At 68.8% G+C, this 16294-nt stretch carries 13 protein-coding genes; 8 read left to right on the top strand and 5 right to left on the bottom strand.

Annotated features, from left to right (window positions below; translation table 11 throughout):
* Nucleotides 1-97: 97 nt before the first annotated feature.
* On the bottom strand, nt 98-1591 hold the full coding sequence (locus tag AC1RTC_RS03020) for a leucyl aminopeptidase (RefSeq protein WP_493153974.1): 1494 nt from the start codon (nt 1589-1591) through the stop codon (nt 98-100).
* A gap of 102 nt (nt 1592-1693) precedes the next feature.
* Here AC1RTC_RS03020 and AC1RTC_RS03025 point away from each other — a divergent pair, with 102 nt between their 5' ends.
* From AC1RTC_RS03025 to AC1RTC_RS03040, 4 genes are all read left to right on the top strand, one after another.
* The gene (locus AC1RTC_RS03025) at nt 1694-2617 is read left to right on the top strand and encodes a proteasome assembly chaperone family protein (RefSeq protein WP_493153975.1); all 924 of its coding nucleotides are present in this window, start codon (nt 1694-1696) and stop codon (nt 2615-2617) included.
* A gap of 21 nt (nt 2618-2638) precedes the next feature.
* Nucleotides 2639-3967, top strand: coding sequence for an MFS transporter (locus AC1RTC_RS03030; RefSeq protein ID WP_493153976.1), 1329 nt, complete (start codon nt 2639-2641; stop codon nt 3965-3967).
* 217 nt (nt 3968-4184) lie between these two features.
* On the top strand, nt 4185-5573 hold the full coding sequence (locus AC1RTC_RS03035; protein WP_493153977.1) for an RNA polymerase sigma factor: 1389 nt from the start codon (nt 4185-4187) through the stop codon (nt 5571-5573).
* A 12-nt stretch (nt 5574-5585) separates the two neighbouring features.
* Nucleotides 5586-6281, top strand: a complete 696-nt coding sequence (locus tag AC1RTC_RS03040; protein ID WP_493153978.1) for a coenzyme F420-0:L-glutamate ligase — start codon at nt 5586-5588, stop codon at nt 6279-6281.
* Here the strand turns inward: AC1RTC_RS03040 and AC1RTC_RS03045 are convergent.
* On the bottom strand, nt 6278-6562 hold the full coding sequence (locus AC1RTC_RS03045) for a helix-turn-helix domain-containing protein (RefSeq protein WP_493153979.1): 285 nt from the start codon (nt 6560-6562) through the stop codon (nt 6278-6280). The two genes, AC1RTC_RS03040 and AC1RTC_RS03045, sit on opposite strands and share 4 nt — an antisense overlap.
* 152 nt (nt 6563-6714) lie before the next feature.
* On the opposite strand from AC1RTC_RS03045, the gene AC1RTC_RS03050 reads away from it, so the two are divergent.
* Nucleotides 6715-7044 (top strand): DUF6907 domain-containing protein, encoded by a 330-nt coding sequence (locus AC1RTC_RS03050; protein WP_493153980.1) that lies wholly within the window; start codon nt 6715-6717, stop codon nt 7042-7044.
* On the opposite strand, the gene AC1RTC_RS03055 is transcribed toward AC1RTC_RS03050, so the two are convergent.
* On the bottom strand, nt 7031-8032 hold the full coding sequence (locus AC1RTC_RS03055) for a sugar-transfer associated ATP-grasp domain-containing protein (RefSeq protein WP_493153981.1): 1002 nt from the start codon (nt 8030-8032) through the stop codon (nt 7031-7033). The two genes, AC1RTC_RS03050 and AC1RTC_RS03055, sit on opposite strands and share 14 nt — an antisense overlap.
* A gap of 65 nt (nt 8033-8097) precedes the next feature.
* Nucleotides 8098-8328, bottom strand: coding sequence for a DUF7455 domain-containing protein (locus AC1RTC_RS03060; RefSeq protein WP_493153982.1), 231 nt, complete (start codon nt 8326-8328; stop codon nt 8098-8100).
* Nucleotides 8329-8522: 194 nt separating this feature from the next.
* On the opposite strand from AC1RTC_RS03060, the gene AC1RTC_RS03065 reads away from it, so the two are divergent.
* Genes AC1RTC_RS03065 through AC1RTC_RS03075 form a run of 3 tightly spaced genes read left to right on the top strand, consistent with a single transcriptional unit; the run spans nt 8523 to nt 13740 of the window.
* Entirely contained in the window at nt 8523-10613 is a 2091-nt protein-coding gene (locus AC1RTC_RS03065; protein ID WP_493153983.1) for a DNA gyrase/topoisomerase IV subunit B, read from the top strand.
* Between the two features lie 55 nt (nt 10614-10668).
* The gene (locus AC1RTC_RS03070) at nt 10669-12177 is read left to right on the top strand and encodes a carboxylesterase/lipase family protein (RefSeq protein ID WP_493153984.1); all 1509 of its coding nucleotides are present in this window, start codon (nt 10669-10671) and stop codon (nt 12175-12177) included.
* A 30-nt stretch (nt 12178-12207) separates the two neighbouring features.
* Nucleotides 12208-13740, top strand: coding sequence for a carboxylesterase/lipase family protein (locus tag AC1RTC_RS03075; RefSeq protein WP_493153985.1), 1533 nt, complete (start codon nt 12208-12210; stop codon nt 13738-13740).
* A 101-nt stretch (nt 13741-13841) separates the two neighbouring features.
* Here AC1RTC_RS03075 and AC1RTC_RS03080 read toward each other — a convergent pair whose 3' ends face one another.
* Nucleotides 13842-16283: a DNA gyrase/topoisomerase IV subunit A gene (locus tag AC1RTC_RS03080; RefSeq protein ID WP_493153986.1), complete on the bottom strand. Its 2442-nt coding sequence runs from the start codon at nt 16281-16283 to the stop codon at nt 13842-13844.
* Nucleotides 16284-16294: the final 11 nt, after the last annotated feature.

Below are 16294 nucleotides of genomic sequence, written 5' to 3' on the forward strand. Positions count from 1 at the left end.
CCCAGCAACTCCTCTGTAAGGATTTGTGCACCGGCACGCCAAGGATGTGTGGTGGGCGACCGGATTGGGGCGGAAGAAACCCGCCTCAAAAACCTTACTACGAGCGGCTATATTCCTCGGCCAGCTCGATCAACGCGCGGACGGATACTCCGGTCGGTCCTTTGCCGGTGAATCCCCACCCCGCGCCGCCGTTGTTGGCAGGCCCGGCGATGTCCAGATGCGCCCACGGGATGGTGCGCTTCTCGTCGCCCTCCCCGGTGGTGCCGATGAAATCGCGGAGGAACGCGGCCGCGATCATCATGCCGCCCGCGGTGTTGCCGGGCTTGATGTTCGCGATGTCGGCGATGTCGGAGGCCAGGAGCGGCCGCAGGTCGGGGGAGATGGGCATGTGCCACAGCGTCTCGCCGACGCGGTTGCCCGCGGCGACGACCCTCTGGGCGAGCTCGGCGTCGCCCATCGTGCCGACGTAGCGGGTGCCCATGGCGATGGATGCCGCGCCGGTGAGCGTCGCCACGTCGATGATGGCGTCCGGCTCCTCCTCGCTCGCGGCCACGAGGCCGTCGGCCATGACCAGGCGGCCCTCGGCGTCGGTGTTGAGCACCTCGACGGTCTTGCCGCCGTAGATCCGGATGACGTCGTTCGGCCGGAGCGCGGCACCGCCCGGCATGTTCTCGGCGATGCACAGCCACGCCGTCACGCGCACCGGGAGGGCGAGCTTCGCGGCGGCGAGCGTGACCGCCAGCACGGTGGCGGCCCCCGTCATGTCGTACTTCATCCCGATCATGGAGGCCGGCGGCTTGAGCGACAGGCCGCCCGTGTCGAAGGTGATGCCCTTGCCGACGAGGGCGATGTGCTTCGCCGCCCCGGCGGGGGAGTAGCTGACCTTCACCAGGCGCGGGCCCCGGGCCGAGCCCTGGCCCACCCCGAGGATGCCGCCGTACCCGCCAGCCCGCAGCTCCGCGTCCGCGAGCACCTCGACGGTCACGTCGACGCCCTCCGCGAGTGCGACTGCGGCGTCGGCGAGCGCTTCCGGGTACAGGTCGTTCGGCGGGGCGTTCACGAGGTCGCGCACACTGTGCACCGCCTCGGCGGCCACGGTGGCCCGCTCGATGAGGGCATCGGACTGGGCATCCGTCGCCACGATGATGGCGGTGGCGGGCAGCTTGGTCGCCTCGAGGCTGGATGCCCGGTACTCGGTGTACGCGTACGCCCCGAGCGCGGCGCCCTCGAGCACCGCGAGCACGTCCTCCTCCGAGGTCGTGGGCAGGCCGAAGACGAGGGACTGGATGCCGCGCAGCTGGCGGGTGGCGGACCCGGCCGCGTAGCGGAGGTCGTGCGGGGTGACGTCTCCCTGCCCGAGGCCCACGAGTGCGATGCTCTCGGTCGCGCCGTGCGTGCCCGGAAGGCGGCGCACCTCGTCCTGCGCGCCGGTGACGCCGATCGCCTCGAGGGCGAGCTGGAGGTCGGTGAAGGACGGGTCCTCGTTCGCGAGCTGCGGCCCCTCGTCGGTCTTGCGGACGCCGAGGACGAGCACGTCCCCCTCGATCTCGAGAAGCGGCTGGGAGGAGGTGGAGAGCGAGGGGACGGTCATCCCGCCATCGTAGCCAGCCGCGCTGGGCGTGTTCGCTGTGGGCATGATGCCCGAAGGCCCATTTGCCCCGATTGCGCCGAACCCCGGGATTAGTGTTGAAACATGCGCGACCCGGACGGCTTGTACGAACTCTCTGCTGAGGCGGACGCGGTTCCGCGCGGACTGAATCTGGTCGCCGCGCTGACGGGATTCGCCGACGCCGGCAGTGCGGTCACGCAGGTCAGCGAGTACCTGCTCGACACGCTGGAGCACGAGGTTGTCGCCGAGTTCGACAGCGACGAGCTGCTCGACTACCGCGCTCGCAGGCCGACCATCTACTTCGACCAGGACCACCTGAGTGACTACCGTCCGCAGTCCCTCAACCTCTACCTGGTGCGGGATGAGCTCAAGCAGCCGTTCCTGCTCCTCACCGGTTACGAGCCCGACTTCCAGTGGCAGCGCTTCACGACCGCGGTGCTCGGCCTCATCGAGCGCTTCCAGGTGAAGGCGACGACGTGGGTGCACGCCATCCCGATGCCCGTGCCGCACACGCGCCCTATCGGTGTCACGGTGAGCGGCAACCGCACGGAGCTGATCGACGCGATGTCGGTCTGGAAGCCGCGCACCCAGGTGCCCGCCAATGCACTGCACCTGCTCGAGTACCGCCTGCAGGAGCTGGGGCACCCCAACGCCGGGTTCGTGCTGCTGATCCCGCACTACCTCGCCGACACGGAGTACCCCGCTGCGGCCGTCACCGCCCTCGAGAGCGTGAGCGCCGCGACCGGGCTGATCTTCCCCACGGACCAGCTCCGCGAGGACGGCCGGGACTTCCTGACGAAGATCGACGGGCAGGTCGAGAACAACCAGGAGCTCGCGAAGCTCGTCGGCACGCTCGAGGTGCGCCACGACAGCTACATGCAGGACAACCCGCTGCGCTCGCCCCTGACCGACGAGGACGGCGAGCTGCCGACCGCCGACGAGATCGCCGCTGAGCTGCAGAACTTCCTGGCCACGCGCCGCACCGGCGACGAGGATCCGATCGCCTGAACGAGCCGTAGGCTTGCCCCGATGAATTCGCGGCGCGCCTGGGTGGTCTACGGCGCCGCCGTGCTCACCTACATGGTCGCCATCCTGCAGCGCAGCTCGCTGGGGGTCGCGGCTGTGGAGGCAACCCAGCGGTTCGACATCGCGGCCACGGCCCTCTCCACCCTCGCGGTAGTGCAGCTCGTCGTGTACGCGGCGCTGCAGATACCGGTGGGGGTGATGGTCGACCGGGTAGGACCGAGGTTCCTGCTGGTGACGGGTGCCGCGCTCATGCTCGTCGGACAGACCACGCTCGCCTTCTCCGAGAGCATCGGGGTTGCCATCCTCGGGCGGATCCTCGTGGGCGCCGGCGACGCGATGACCTTCATCTCGGGCATCCGGCTGCTGGCGTCATGGTTCGACGGGCGCCGGCTCACGTTCGTCTCCCAGCTGTTCGGCTCGCTCGGCCAGTTCGGCCAGATCGTCGCGCTCTTCCCGCTGGGCCTCGCTCTGCACAGCTGGGGCTGGACGCCCACCTACCTGCTCGCCGCCTCGCTCTCGGCGATCGTGGTCGTCGTCCTCCTCACGGTCGTCTCGAGCGGTCCCGGAAACAAGCTGGAGGTGCGCGAGCGCCAGACGTGGGCGCAGTCGGCCCACCATCTCCGGGTCGCCCTCGCGCGGCCCGGCACCCAGCTCGGGTTCTGGTCGCACTTCGTGTCGCAGTCCTCGCTGACGACGTTCGCCCTGCTGTGGGGGTTCCCCTTCCTCTCCGTCGGCCTCGGCTACGGGCCTGAGGGGGCCGCGACACTGCTCACCGTCACGGTGGCGAGCGTGCTCGTGAGCGGCCCCGTGCTCGGCGTCCTGTGCGCGCGGTTCCCGCTGCGGCGCAGCAACCTCGTACTCGGCATCGTGATCGCGATGGCGATCGTCTGGACTGCTCTCCTGCTCTGGCCCGGCCAGCCGCCGCTGTGGCTCCTCGTCGTGCTGCTGCTCGTCATCGCCGTCGGGGGCCCGGGCTCGCTGATCGGCTTCGACTTCGCGCGGACCTTCAACCCGCTCCGGTCGCTCGGATCGGCGAACGGGATCGTCAACGTCGGCGGGTTCCTCGCGACGTTCGTGATGATGTTCCTCATCGGAGTGGTGCTCGACCTGGTCGACCGGGCGCACGGGGGCAGCGGCATCCCGGCAGACCTGTACTCGCTGTCGTCGTTCCGCTTGGCGTTCCTCGTGCAGTACCTGGTGGTCGGGATCGGAGTGGTGTTCCTCCTGATCGCACGCCGGCGCACGAGAAGCCTCCTGCACGAGGAGGAGGGCATAGAAGTGGGGCCCTTGTGGGTTGCACTAGTGAGGTACTTGCGGCACCGACGGGCCTGATCGCTCCGCGCGAACGGGTTTTATCACGCCGGAGGGACCCTCTGTCAAGTGCTGCGCCCAAGACGTGCAATAATTGGGTACGAGACCCGGTCTTCTTCCGTTGCTCGCCGCATCGCTCATCAATGCGCGCGCACGGGACTTGACAAGGGTCTTAGTGCTGCCCCGAAATCGTCGGCAGCGCGAGCAAACTGCCCAAAAACTCCTGGAAGGTGTTCGAATGGCAACCCGGACTACGGCCGCCCCTGCGGCCACGAAGACAGCGCCTGCAAAGGCCGCGACCGCCAAGGCTGCGTCAACGAAGACGAAGGCCGCCGGCGTGAAGGACGAGGCTCCCGAGGTCGACGAGACCACGGCCAAGGCCAAGGCGCCCGCCAAGGCCGCGGCCAAGACCGCCGCGAAGTCGCCGGCCGGCCGCAAGCCGAAGTCGGCAGACCTCGACGACGACTCTGACGACGTCGAGGAGCCCGCGGAGATCGAGGAGATCGACGAGGAGGAGATCGAGGCGGTCGTCGCCGTGGTCGAGGTGGAGGCCGACGCCGATGCCGACGAGGCCAAGGACGACGCATCCGACGACGATGACGATGACGAGAAGTCGACCGGCAAGGACGAGGAGCTGCCCACCGGCGCCCTCGTGCTGTCACTGGTCGACGACGAGGACGAGGTCCCCGTCTACTCGTCCGCCATCACCGGCGCCACCGCCGACCCGGTCAAGGACTACCTGAAGCAGATCGGCAAGGTCGCGCTTCTCAACGCCGCAGAGGAGGTCGAGCTCGCGATGCGCATCGAGGCCGGCCTGTTCGCGGAGGACAAGCTCTCGCACATGTCGCCCGCCGAGCTGCGCTCGGCCCTCGGCCGCGAGCTCACCTGGGTCGCGAAGGACGGGCAGCGGGCGAAGAGCCACCTGCTCGGAGCGAACCTGCGCCTCGTCGTGTCGCTCGCCAAGCGCTACACCGGCCGCGGAATGCAGTTCCTCGACCTCATCCAGGAGGGCAACCTGGGCCTCATCCGTGCTGTCGAGAAGTTCGACTACACGAAGGGCTTCAAGTTCTCGACCTATGCGACGTGGTGGATCCGCCAGGCGATCACCCGCGCGATGGCCGACCAGGCCCGCACCATCCGCATCCCGGTGCACATGGTCGAGGTCATCAACAAGCTCGCCCGCGTGCAGCGCCAGATGCTGCAGGACCTGGGCCGCGAGCCCACGCCCGAGGAGCTGAGCCGCGAGCTCGACATGACGCCCGAGAAGGTCATCGAGGTGCAGAAGTACGGCCGCGAGCCGATCTCCCTGCACACCCCCCTCGGCGAGGACGGCGACAGCGAGTTCGGCGACCTCATCGAGGACACCGAGGCCGTCGTGCCCGCCGACGCCGTGGGCTTCACCATGCTGCAGAAGCAGCTGGAGTCGCTGCTCGACTCGCTCAGCGAGCGCGAGGCCGGTGTCATCCGGATGCGCTTCGGCCTCGGCGACGGAATGCCGAAGACCCTCGACCAGATCGGTGACACGTTCGGTGTGACGCGCGAGCGGATCCGCCAGATCGAGTCGAAGACCATGGCCAAGCTGCGCCACCCGTCGCGCTCGCAGTCGCTGCGCGACTACCTCGAGTAGGCCGCCGAGGACATGGCCGAGGCTAACGAAGGAAAGAACCTCGAGGTCGTCGTGGACGGGGTGCGGTACCAGCGCATACCGATCAAGACCCACGTGGTGATGCGGGACGACGTCCTGCTCGATGTCGTGCAGAAGTACGCGGGCTCGCTCGTGCAGGACGGCGACGTCCTGTTCGTGACCGAGAAGATCGTGGGCATCACCCAGGGCCGTGCATTTCCGCTCGAGGAGATCCAGCCGCGCAAGCTGGCTGTCACACTCTCGAAGTACGTGACCAAGACCTCGCACGGCATCGGGCTCGGCATCCCCGAGACGATGGAGATGGCGCTGCGCGAGTGCGGCACCCCGCGCATCCTGTTCGCCGCCGCCGTGGCCGCAGTGACGAAGGCGCTCGGGCGCCGCGGCGACTTCTACCGGATCGCCGGCCCCAAGGCACGCGCTATCGACGGACCGACCAAGAACACGATCCCGCCCTACGACTCGCAGGTGGTGCTCGGCCCCGCCCGGCCCGACGGCGTCGCCGCCGACATCAAAGCGGCGCTGGGCCGCGAGATCGACGTGCTCGTCGTCGACATCAACGACTTCGGCGGGAACATCCTCGGGTCCACCTCGACCCGGGCGCTGAGCGACCTGATGGTTCGCGTGCTCAAGGACAACCCGCTCGGCCAGGACCGCCAGTCCACCCCGATGGGGATCATCCGGAAGGCTTAGCGCCCCTCGGTGAGGTCCGGCCACTCGGCCGGGACGATGTCCTCGAGCTTGACCTCCAGCACCTCGGCGAGGGCGAGGAGGGTGAAGAGCCGCGGGTTCATTGGCGTGCCGGGCTTCGACTCGCCCTTCTCGAACTTCTGGTACGTGTACGCCGCGATGCCCGCCATGTGGGCGAGTCGCTCCTGGCTCAGTCCGCGCTCGAGCCGCAGCCGCTGGAGGGCGACTCCCATCGCCCGCGAGAAGTCGGCCATGCTGACGCTGTCGCCTTTGCCTGTGTGCACAACCCCAGCCTGAAAGACGCCGAGCGGGTACGGTGCAATCTATGTATGGGAATATCCGCGTGCTCATACTAGCTACTTCGCTACGACCCTGAGTGTCGGTGGCGCGTGATGCATTTAAGGGGTCGTGCCGCGACCTGAGGAGGGTGTCCACGGTGAACGACACGAGACCCAGCTGGCAGGCTGACCCGTGCCCGGGATGGTGCGCCGGCGGGCACGCCGAGCACGATCATCCGGATGACCGGGTGCACCGCAGCCTCGCTGAGGCCGTGCCCGTGGTCGTGCGGCGAACGGCTTTCGGGTCAGGCGGCGTGCGGCGGAGCGCGGAGGCCGTCGAGTTCGAAGTTGCCCTCTCCCGTGTCGACGGCGAGCGCGAGACGTGGGTGTACGTCGGCGAGGGTCCGGCGATGTTCGTCGAGGTCACGGCGGAGAGCGCGGGGCGCCTGCTCGGCGCACTGGCCGACGTGCTGGCTAGAAGTCGATGACCTCGCGGAACTTCGGCAGCAGCCCGATCTTGTTGCCGGTCAGGCTCGGCTTCATCTGGAAGACGCCGGTGTTGTAGTTGCCCTCGATGATGACGGGGCCGTTCTCGCCGATCGCTACGTCCCAGCCCACGTAGGGGATCTGGGGGACGATCCGCGACACCGTGTCGAGCGTCTCCAGCACCTTGTCGTACAGCGGCACCTGGAAGCCCACGATCGGCGTGCCGGAGATCGGGTGCGACGTGAAGGTGTTCGCGTACTTGTCGAAGGCGCCGTAGTGCGCGATGCCGGTATTCTCATCGATCACCGTGTACATGCCGCCGCGGCCGTAGTTGTCCACGTCGGCGCCGTTGCCCATTCGGAGGACGGCCTCCATGATGTGCACGTCGGTGCCGTCGAAGAACGTGATCATGCGCAGCGAGTTCACGCTCGTCGGCGAGAGCGATGCCATTACGGGATGCTGCGTCAGGAACGTCTCGACGAGGTACTGCTTGTTCGCGAGCAGCGCTTCGCGGAAGGCCTCGAAGTCGGCGATGTCCTCGGCGCGGTGCTTCTCGATGCCGGCCCCGCTCATCCCGTCGATCCGCTTGGCCATGATCACGCGGTTGCGCTTCGCGAACCGCTCGAGATCGGCGGCGGTGGTCTCTCGGACGTCGAGCCACTCCCGCCCGAGCCACTCGCGGAAGCGCGCGTTGAACTTCGGCTTGTCCCAGAACTGCTCGCGGTAGTCGCGCTGGTTGTACTTGACGACTATCGAGTTCGCGTTGCCGCTGGTGATCCAGGTGCGGCGCTCACTCGCCGTGAGCGACCAGAACTCGAACTCCTGGTAGTCGAGGTAGCCCGCCTGGTAGACGAGCGAGCACCAGGCCATGTCGATGAGGATCAGGATGCGGGGCCGCCGGCTCTCCGCGGCAACGGCCTTCGCGACCGCCCCCATGTTCTTCACGTCGAGCGTGACCAGTCGGGAGAGGTAGTGCCTGATGCGCTTCACGATGCTCCGTTAGACAAGAAGGAGGGCCCGGAGACTACTCCGGGCCCTCAAATCTATCGTCGCTGCTAGACCGTGCGGTCCTCGAGCAGGCGGGCCGACTCGTCGTGCCAGTTCAGCGCGGTCGGGAACAGCTTCTCCTTGAACTCGTTGCCGTGGTGGGCGCAGAAGAGGAGCTCGCCGGTCTTGAGCGTAACGCGGATGTACGCCTGCGCACCGCAGCTGTCGCAGCGGTCGAGCGCCGAGAGTGTGTAGTCCAGCTCGTCGACGGAGCTGTCCTCGGTGGCGATCTGAGACATGTGCGGCTCCATTCGGGCTGGTGGGGCGAAAACTTCCGTGCCTCAATACAAGCACGTCGGTGCCGCACGGGGCGTCAATTGCCGGGTATTTCGCTGAACGCGTACAGCCCAATCCGAGGCCCGTGTCAGTCCGGGGTCAGTGGCTTCGGGGACCGTAGTGTTGAACCGTTCCACGCCCGACCCAAGGAGAACCCATGTCCAGCGCCGACTACTCAGCCCGGCACCTCTCCGTGCTCGAAGGCCTCGAGGCGGTCCGCAAGCGCCCGGGCATGTACATCGGCTCCACCGACTCCCGCGGGCTCATGCACTGCCTGTGGGAGATCATCGACAACTCCGTGGACGAGGCCCTCGGCGGGCACGGCAACGAGATCAGTGTCGTCCTCCACAAGGACGAGAGCGTCACGGTGCGCGACCGCGCGCGCGGCATCCCGGTCGATATCGAGCCGAAGACCGGCCTCTCGGGCGTCGAGGTAGTCTTCACCAAGCTCCACGCCGGCGGCAAGTTCGGGTCGGGGTCGTACGCGGCCTCCGGCGGTCTCCACGGCGTCGGGGCCTCCGTGGTGAACGCCCTCTCCGAGCGCCTCGACGTCGAGGTCGACCGCGACGGCAAGACGTGGGCGATGTCGTTCCACCGGGGTGAGCCCGGAACCTTCGACGACCGCGGGGGAGAGCCGACACCGGATGCGCCCTTCACCCCGTTCGTCGCGAACAGCGAGCTGCGCGCCGTGGGCAAGGTGGCGAAGAACGTGACGGGCACCCGGATCCGGTACTGGGCGGATCGCCAGATCTTCACCAAGGGCGCCTCCTTCCAGACGGACGAGCTCCTCGACCGCGTGCGCCAGACGGCGTTCCTCGTGCCAAACCTCAGGCTCGACATCACCGACGAGCGCCCCGCCGAGCCGACCCACGAGACCTTCCACTTCGAGGGCGGTATCGCCGAGTTCGTCGACCATCTGGCCGCCGACGCCCCGCTCACCGACACCTGGCGGATGACCGGCAGCGGCACCTTCACCGAGACCGTGCCCGTGCTGCAGGACAACGGCCACATGATCCCGACCGAGCTCCAGCGGGACTGCGAGGTCGACATCGCCCTGCGCTGGGGAACCGGCTACGACACGGTGTTCAAGAGCTTCGTCAACATCATCTCCACTCCCAAGGGCGGCACCCACCAGGCCGGCTTCGAGCAGGGCATGCTCAAGTTCCTGCGCGCGGAGGCCGAGAAGAACTCGCGCCGGCTGAAGCTCGGCAACGACAAGCTCGAGAAGGACGACATCCTCGCCGGCCTCACCGCGGTGCTCACGGTTCGCCTGCCCGAGCCGCAGTTCGAGGGCCAGACGAAGGAGATCCTCGGCACGCCGGCTGTGCGCAACATCGTGTCCCAAGTCATCTCGAAGGCGATGGCCGACAAGTTCGCCTCGTCCAAGCGCGACGACAAGGCGCAGTCCGCCCTCGTTCTCGACAAGATCGTCTCCGAGATGAAGTCGCGCATCTCCGCCCGCGCGCACAAGGAGACCCAGCGCCGCAAGAACGCGCTCGAGAGCTCGTCGCTTCCGGCGAAGCTCGTCGACTGCCGCTCGAACGACGTCGCCAACAGCGAGCTCTTCATCGTCGAGGGCGACTCCGCACTCGGCACCGCGAAGCTTGCGCGCGACAGCGAGTACCAGGCGCTCCTGCCGATCCGGGGCAAGATCCTCAACGTGCAGAAGGCCTCGGTGAGCGACATGCTCTCCAACGCCGAGTGCGCGTCGATCATCCAGGTGATCGGTGCCGGGTCCGGGCGCACGTTCGACCTCGAGTCCGCGCGCTACGGCAAGGTCATCATCATGAGCGACGCGGATGTCGACGGCGCCCACATCCGGACGCTCCTGCTCACCCTGTTCTTCCGGTACATGCGGCCGATGATCGACGAGGGCCGCATCTACGCCGCCGTGCCCCCGCTGCATCGCGTCGTGGTCATGAACCCCGGCTCGAAGCCCAACGAGACGCTCTACACGTACTCCGAGAAGGAACTCGAGGGCGTCCTCGCCGGCCTGCGCCGATCGGGCAAGAAGTACCAGGACCCCATCCAGCGCTACAAGGGCCTCGGCGAGATGGATGCCGACCAGCTCTCGGAGACCACGATGGACCGCCGCTACCGCACCCTCCGCCGCGTGACCGCGGTGACGGCCGAGGCCGCGGAGGAGGCATCCCGGGTGTTCGAACTGCTCATGGGCAACGACGTCGCGCCGCGCAAGGAGTTCATCATCGCGGGCGAGGGCCTCGATCGCGACCGCATCGACGTCTGATCCGCTCTCAGCGAGCGCCAAGGCTGCGCTCAGTGCGCGGTCGTAGCCTTAACAGGTGAGTATCACCCTTGACACCGGTCTCGAGGTCGACGTCACCGGCGGGAGCATCCGCGGCATCGAGCTCGACGGCCTGCACCACTGGCGTGCGATTCCCTATGCCGCCCCGCCCACCGGCGACCTGCGTCTGCGGGCGCCGCAGCCGGTGCAGCCCTGGGACGGCGTTCGGGATGCCTCGGCCTTCGGTCCCGTCTCCCATCAGGTCGCCGGTCTTGCGCGGGTCCCGATGTCCGAGGACTGCCTCACCCTGAACGTGATCGCGCCGCGCGAGCCCGGCGCCGCTCGGCCGGTGATGGTCTTCATCCACGGCGGCGCGTACACGACGGGGTCGTCGCGCGAGATCCCGCACCTCGGCGAGGCCCTGGTGCGCGAGGGCGAAGTCGTCTTCGTGAACTTCAACTACCGGCTCGGCGCCCTCGGCTATCTCGACTTCACGGGGTTCTCCACGCCGGAGCGCCCGCTCGAGGCCAACCTCGGCCTGCGCGACCAGGTCGCAGCGCTGGCCTGGGTGCGCGAGAACATCGCCCGGTTCGGCGGGGACCCGGACAACGTCACGGTCTTCGGCGAGTCCGCGGGCGGGAATGCGGTGACCACCCTTCTCGCGGTTCCCTCGGCGAGGGGCCTCTTCGCCCGCGCGATCGCCGAGAGCGCGCCCCCGGAGGCCGTATACCCGAGCTCGCTCACGCGCGAGTGGGGTGCGGACTACGTCGCGATCCTGCGCGAGGTGACCCGCGACGCCACGACTCCGGCCCCGGAGCTCCTCCTCGGCACGGCGCCCACCCTTCTCGTGCGAGCAGCGTCCATCATGCGGCAGCGCACCCCGGACGCCGTTCCCGGCACCATCGCCTTCTCGCCCGTGATCGACGGGGACGTCCTGCCCGAACGGCCCGTCGATGCCGCGGCCGCGGGGCGCACCCACCCCGTGCCGCTGATCATCGGGACGAACTCGCGCGAGGGCACGCTCTTCCGCGGAAGGCTGGACCTGCTGGCGACCACCAAGCCGCGTATCCGCGCTGTGTTCGCGAAGACTGAGCGGCAGGCTCGGGCGCGCCTGTTCGAGGAGTACCGCGCCCTCCCGCCACGACGATCCGCCGCCGAGTTCGGCGGGGACTACTCCTTCTGGTACCCGTCGATCCGCTACGCCGAGGGTCACGCCCTCACGGCGCCCGTGCACTTCTACCGCTTCGACATCGCCACTCGCGCGCTCAAACTGGCCGGGCTTGACGCTACCCACGGCATCGAACTGTTCGCGGTGTTCGACCTGCTCGACAACCCGATCGCCCGGGCTGCCGGCGCGCTCGGCGGCCGGGTGGCGTTCAAGCAAGCAGCGAAGAGGATGCGCGGGCGCTGGCTCGCGTTCGCACGCGACGGGTCCGTGGGGGAGGACTGGGACCAGTACTCCGCGGCCCACCGCGCCACGCTCATCATCGACGCCGACGACCGCATCGAGCTCGACCCACGGCGGTCTCGCCGTCTCGCCTGGGACGCGTTCATCCCGCACGTCTAGCTGTTCACCTCCGCTGCCTAGACTGCGGCCGTGTCCACCCTCCGCGTCACCGTCTCCGGCGGCGAGCTGCAGGGAGCGGTGCGCCGCGGGCTCCGCATGTGGCGCGGCATCCCGTACGCAGCACCGCCGGTGGGCGACCTGCGGTTCCGCGCGCCACGGCCGGTCGTTCCCTGGGCGGGTGTTCGCTCGGCGGCCGAGTTCGGGCCGGTCGCGCCGCAGGACCGCAACGGCCAGTTCGCGGGTCCGCCCACCAGCGTCCCGATGTCGGAGGACTGCCTCACTCTCAACGTGATCGCGCCCGCCTCTGCCCCGGAGGGGCAGCTGCCGGTCATGGTCTTCGTGCACGGCGGCGCGTACAGCGTCGGGTCGTCGCGGGAGATCCGCAAGCAGGGCGAGGGGCTCGTGCGCCAGGGCCCGGTGGTCTTCGTCAACTTCAACTACAGGCTGGGCGCGCTCGGCTACCTCGACTTCTCGCAGTTCTCCACCCGGGCGCGGCGGTTCGAGAGCAATCTCGGCCTGCGCGACCAGGTCGCCGCCCTCGAATGGGTGCAGGAGAACATCGCCGTGTTCGGCGGGGACCCGGGCAACGTGACGCTGTTCGGCGAGTCCGCCGGTGGGAACGCGGTGACCACGCTGATGGCGGTGCCCGCCGCGCACGGGCTGTTCGCCCGGGCGATCGCGCAGAGCTCGCCCGCCAATGCGATCTACCCGCCCGCCGTGACCGGGGCGTGGGCCCGGGACTACGTGGAGCTGCTGAGCGAGGCCGTCGACAATTCGAGCACCGAGAGCACCTCGCTCGAGGACGCGGGTGCCCTGCTCGCGCAGGCCGAGACCGACGACCTGGTGCGGGCGACGACCCGGATGCAGCTCCTCACCCCCGACCGCGCGCCCGGCACGGTAGTGCTCGCGCCGGTGATCGACGGCGAATTCCTCCCGGAGCGGCCCCTCGACGCGTTCAAGGCCGGGCGGGCCGCACGCGTGCCGCTCATCATCGGGACGAACGACCGCGAAGGCTCACTGTTCCGCGGGCGGCTCGACATTCTCGCAACGACGCCCCCGCGCATCCGGGCCATCTTCGCGAACACCCGAAAGCGGTCGCGCAAGGCGCTCAAGGCGCTCTACCCCGGACTTCCGGCGCGCCGGCCCGCTGCCGACTTCGGCGGGGACCTCGCGTTCTGGTACCCGTCGGTGAAGGTCGCCGAGCGCCATTCGCGGTTCGCCACCGTGCACTTCTACCGATTCGACATCGCGCCGCGGCTGCTCCGCCTCACCGGCCACGACGCCACTCACGGCCTCGAGCTGTTCGCCCTGTTCGACCGCATGGACGGCCTCTTCGGGCGCGGTCTCGGGATGCTCGGCGGCCGTGCCGCGTTCAAACGAGCCGGGTCGCGGATGCAGGCGGAGTGGCTGAACTTCGCGCGGGACGGCACCGTGAGCGAGCGCTGGCCGAAGTACACCCAGCGCAAGCGCCGCACGCTCATCATCGACCGCGCGGACCGGATCGAGCACGACCCGCGGGGCGACCGCCGCCTCGCGTGGCAGCAGTTCGTCCCGCACGTCTGACCCCGCACCGAAAACGCAGGAGATTCTGCGTTTCGGCGCGACAAAGCGACCGGAAACGCGCTGCAGAGAGAGAATCTCCTGCGTTTTTGGAGGTGGCGGGGCTAGACGGACTCGCCGATGGAGCCGACGACTCCGTCGAGGGGCGTGCCCGAGGCATCCCGCTTCGCACCGGGCTCGGGCAGGGCGCGCACAGCGCCGTCCGTGCCGACGGCCAGCGCGGGGGAGCGGCCCACCCACGCGAGGCCGAGCACGTCCTCGCCCTTGAGGAAGGTGTGCGCCCGTACGCCGCCGGTCGCCCGGCCCTTGCCGGGGAACTCGGAGATGGCCGAGACCTTCGCGCGGCCGGGGTCAGCGCCGGCGATCGTCGTGGTCGAGGTGGAGACCGTCACAACGACGTTCTCCTCGCCGGGGTCGATCGATCCGAAGAACGTGACGGTGGCTTTCGCCGACAGGTTGATGCCCGCCATGCCGCCCGCGCTCGCACCCTGGGGCCGCACCGCGCTCGCCCCAAAATGCAGGAGCTGCGCGTCGGATGTCACGAACACGAGCTCTTCGGCATCGCTTCCCTGCGAAACTCCTGCAATTTCGTCGCCGGGCTTGAGGGAGATGATGTCGAAGTCCGGCTTGCCCGGCCACCCGCCGGTCGCGACTCGCTTGACGACGCCCTGGCGGGTGCCGAGAGCGATCGGGTCGCCGTCGAGCTTGACGAACCCGAGCACCCGTTCCTTTCCGCCGATGGCGAGATACTCCGTGATCTTGGCACCGGCCGCGAGCTGGATCGAGTTCGCGGGCACGCTCGGCAGGTCGACGGCGGTGAACCGGATGAGGCGGCCGAGGTTCGTCACGGCGCCGATCTCGGTGCGGCTCGTGGTGGTGATGCGAGACCGGATGGCGTCGTGCTTGGACCGGCGGCGCGCGGGCCCGGCGGCGGGGTCGTCGGTCACGTCCACGCGGATCGCGCGGCCGGTGGTCGACAGGAGCACCTCGCACGGGGCATCGGCGATCTCGAGCACGGGGGTGGATTTGCGCGCGGCTGCGGCCGACACAGGAGCACCACGGGCCTCGGTGAGGAGTGTGCGGCGCGGCGTGCCGAACTTCTCGGCGACCTCCTCGAGCTCGTCGGAGACGAGCTGGGCGATCCGGGCGGGGTCGGACAGCAGCCCCTCGAGGTACTCGATCTCGGCGCGCAGCTTGTCGGCCTCCGCCTCGAGCTCGATGCGGCTGAACTTGGTGAGCCGTCGCAGCCGCAGCTCGAGGATGTACTCGGCCTGCAGGTCGCTCAGGTCGAACACGTCGATGAGCCGCGCGCGGGCCTGCTCGCTGTCGTCGCTCTGCCGGATGACCTGGATGACCTCGTCGATGTCGAGGATCGCGATGAGCAGCCCCTCGACGAGGTGCAGGCGCTCGCGCCGCCGTGCCAGCCGGAACTCGCTCCGCCGCCGGACCACCTCGAGCCGGTGGTCGAGGTAGACGCGCAGCAGCTCCTTGAGGCCGAGGGTCTGCGGGCCGCCGTTGACGAGCGCGACATTGTTGATGGAGAAGCTGTCTTCGAGGGGCGTCAGCCGGTAGAGCTGCTCGAGCACGGCGTCCGGGCTGAAGCCCGTCTTGATGCCGATGACCAGGCGCATGCCGTGCTTGCGGTCCGTGAGGTCGGTGACATCGGAGATGCCGCTGATCTTCTTGGCATTGACGCCGTCCTTGATCTTCTCGATCACGCGCTCGGTGCCGACCAGGAAGGGCAACTCCGTGACGACGAGTCCGGTCTTGCGGGCGGTGATCGACTCCACGGAGACGCGGGCGCGGGTCTTGAACGCGCCGCGGCCCGTCGCGTAGGCGTCCTTGATGCCGTCGAGGCCGACGATCGTGCCGCCGGTGGGGAGGTCGGGACCGGGCACGAAGGCCATGAGGTCCTCGAGCGAGGCATCCGGGTTCTCGAGCAGGTAGCGGGCCGCCGCGACCACCTCGATGAGGTTGTGCGGCGCCATGTTCGTCGCCATGCCCACGGCGATTCCGGATGCCCCGTTCACCAGCAGGTTCGGGAATGCCGCGGAGAGCACCTCCGGCTGCGTGAACTGGTTGTCGTAGTTGGGCACGAAGTTGACGACGTCCTCATCGAGGTTCTCGGTGAGGGCGAGGGCGGTCGCGTGGAGTCGCGCCTCGGTGTAGCGGGGAGCGGCGGGCCCGTCGTCGAGGGAGCCGAAGTTGCCGTGGCCGTCGATCAGGGGCACGCGCAGCACGAAGTCCTGTGTGAGGCGCACCATCGCGTCGTAGATGGAGGCGTCGCCGTGGGGGTGCAGCTTTCCCATGACCTCGCCGACCACTCGGGACGACTTCACATGGCCGCGGTCGGGCCGCAGGCCCATCTCCGACATCTGGTACAGGATGCGCCGCTGGACCGGCTTGAGGCCGTCACGGGCGTCCGGAAGGGCGCGCGAGTAGATGACCGAGTAGGCGTATTCAAGGAAGGAGCCCTGCATCTCGGCGGAGACATCGACGTCTTCGATGCGCTCACCGGGAGGGGTGGTGTCGGGAGGAGTAGCCATAAGATTGCCCC

Source organism: Rhodoglobus sp. GW821-FHT12B09 (assembly GCF_058809925.1).

Excerpts from the sequence above, each read along its gene's own strand:
- AC1RTC_RS03040 (WP_493153978.1), top strand. The coding sequence starts at position 5,586 with ATGGCCGAGGCTAACGAAGGAAAGAACCTCGAGGTCGTCGTGGACGGG.
- AC1RTC_RS03030 (WP_493153976.1), top strand. The coding sequence starts at position 2,639 with ATGAATTCGCGGCGCGCCTGGGTGGTCTACGGCGCCGCCGTGCTCACC.
- AC1RTC_RS03060 (WP_493153982.1), bottom strand. The coding sequence starts at position 8,328 with ATGTCTCAGATCGCCACCGAGGACAGCTCCGTCGACGAGCTGGACTAC.
- AC1RTC_RS03065 (WP_493153983.1), top strand. The coding sequence starts at position 8,523 with ATGTCCAGCGCCGACTACTCAGCCCGGCACCTCTCCGTGCTCGAAGGC.
- AC1RTC_RS03020 (WP_493153974.1), bottom strand. The coding sequence starts at position 1,591 with ATGACCGTCCCCTCGCTCTCCACCTCCTCCCAGCCGCTTCTCGAGATC.
- AC1RTC_RS03035 (WP_493153977.1), top strand. The coding sequence starts at position 4,185 with ATGGCAACCCGGACTACGGCCGCCCCTGCGGCCACGAAGACAGCGCCT.
- AC1RTC_RS03080 (WP_493153986.1), bottom strand. The coding sequence starts at position 16,283 with ATGGCTACTCCTCCCGACACCACCCCTCCCGGTGAGCGCATCGAAGAC.
- AC1RTC_RS03025 (WP_493153975.1), top strand. The coding sequence starts at position 1,694 with ATGCGCGACCCGGACGGCTTGTACGAACTCTCTGCTGAGGCGGACGCG.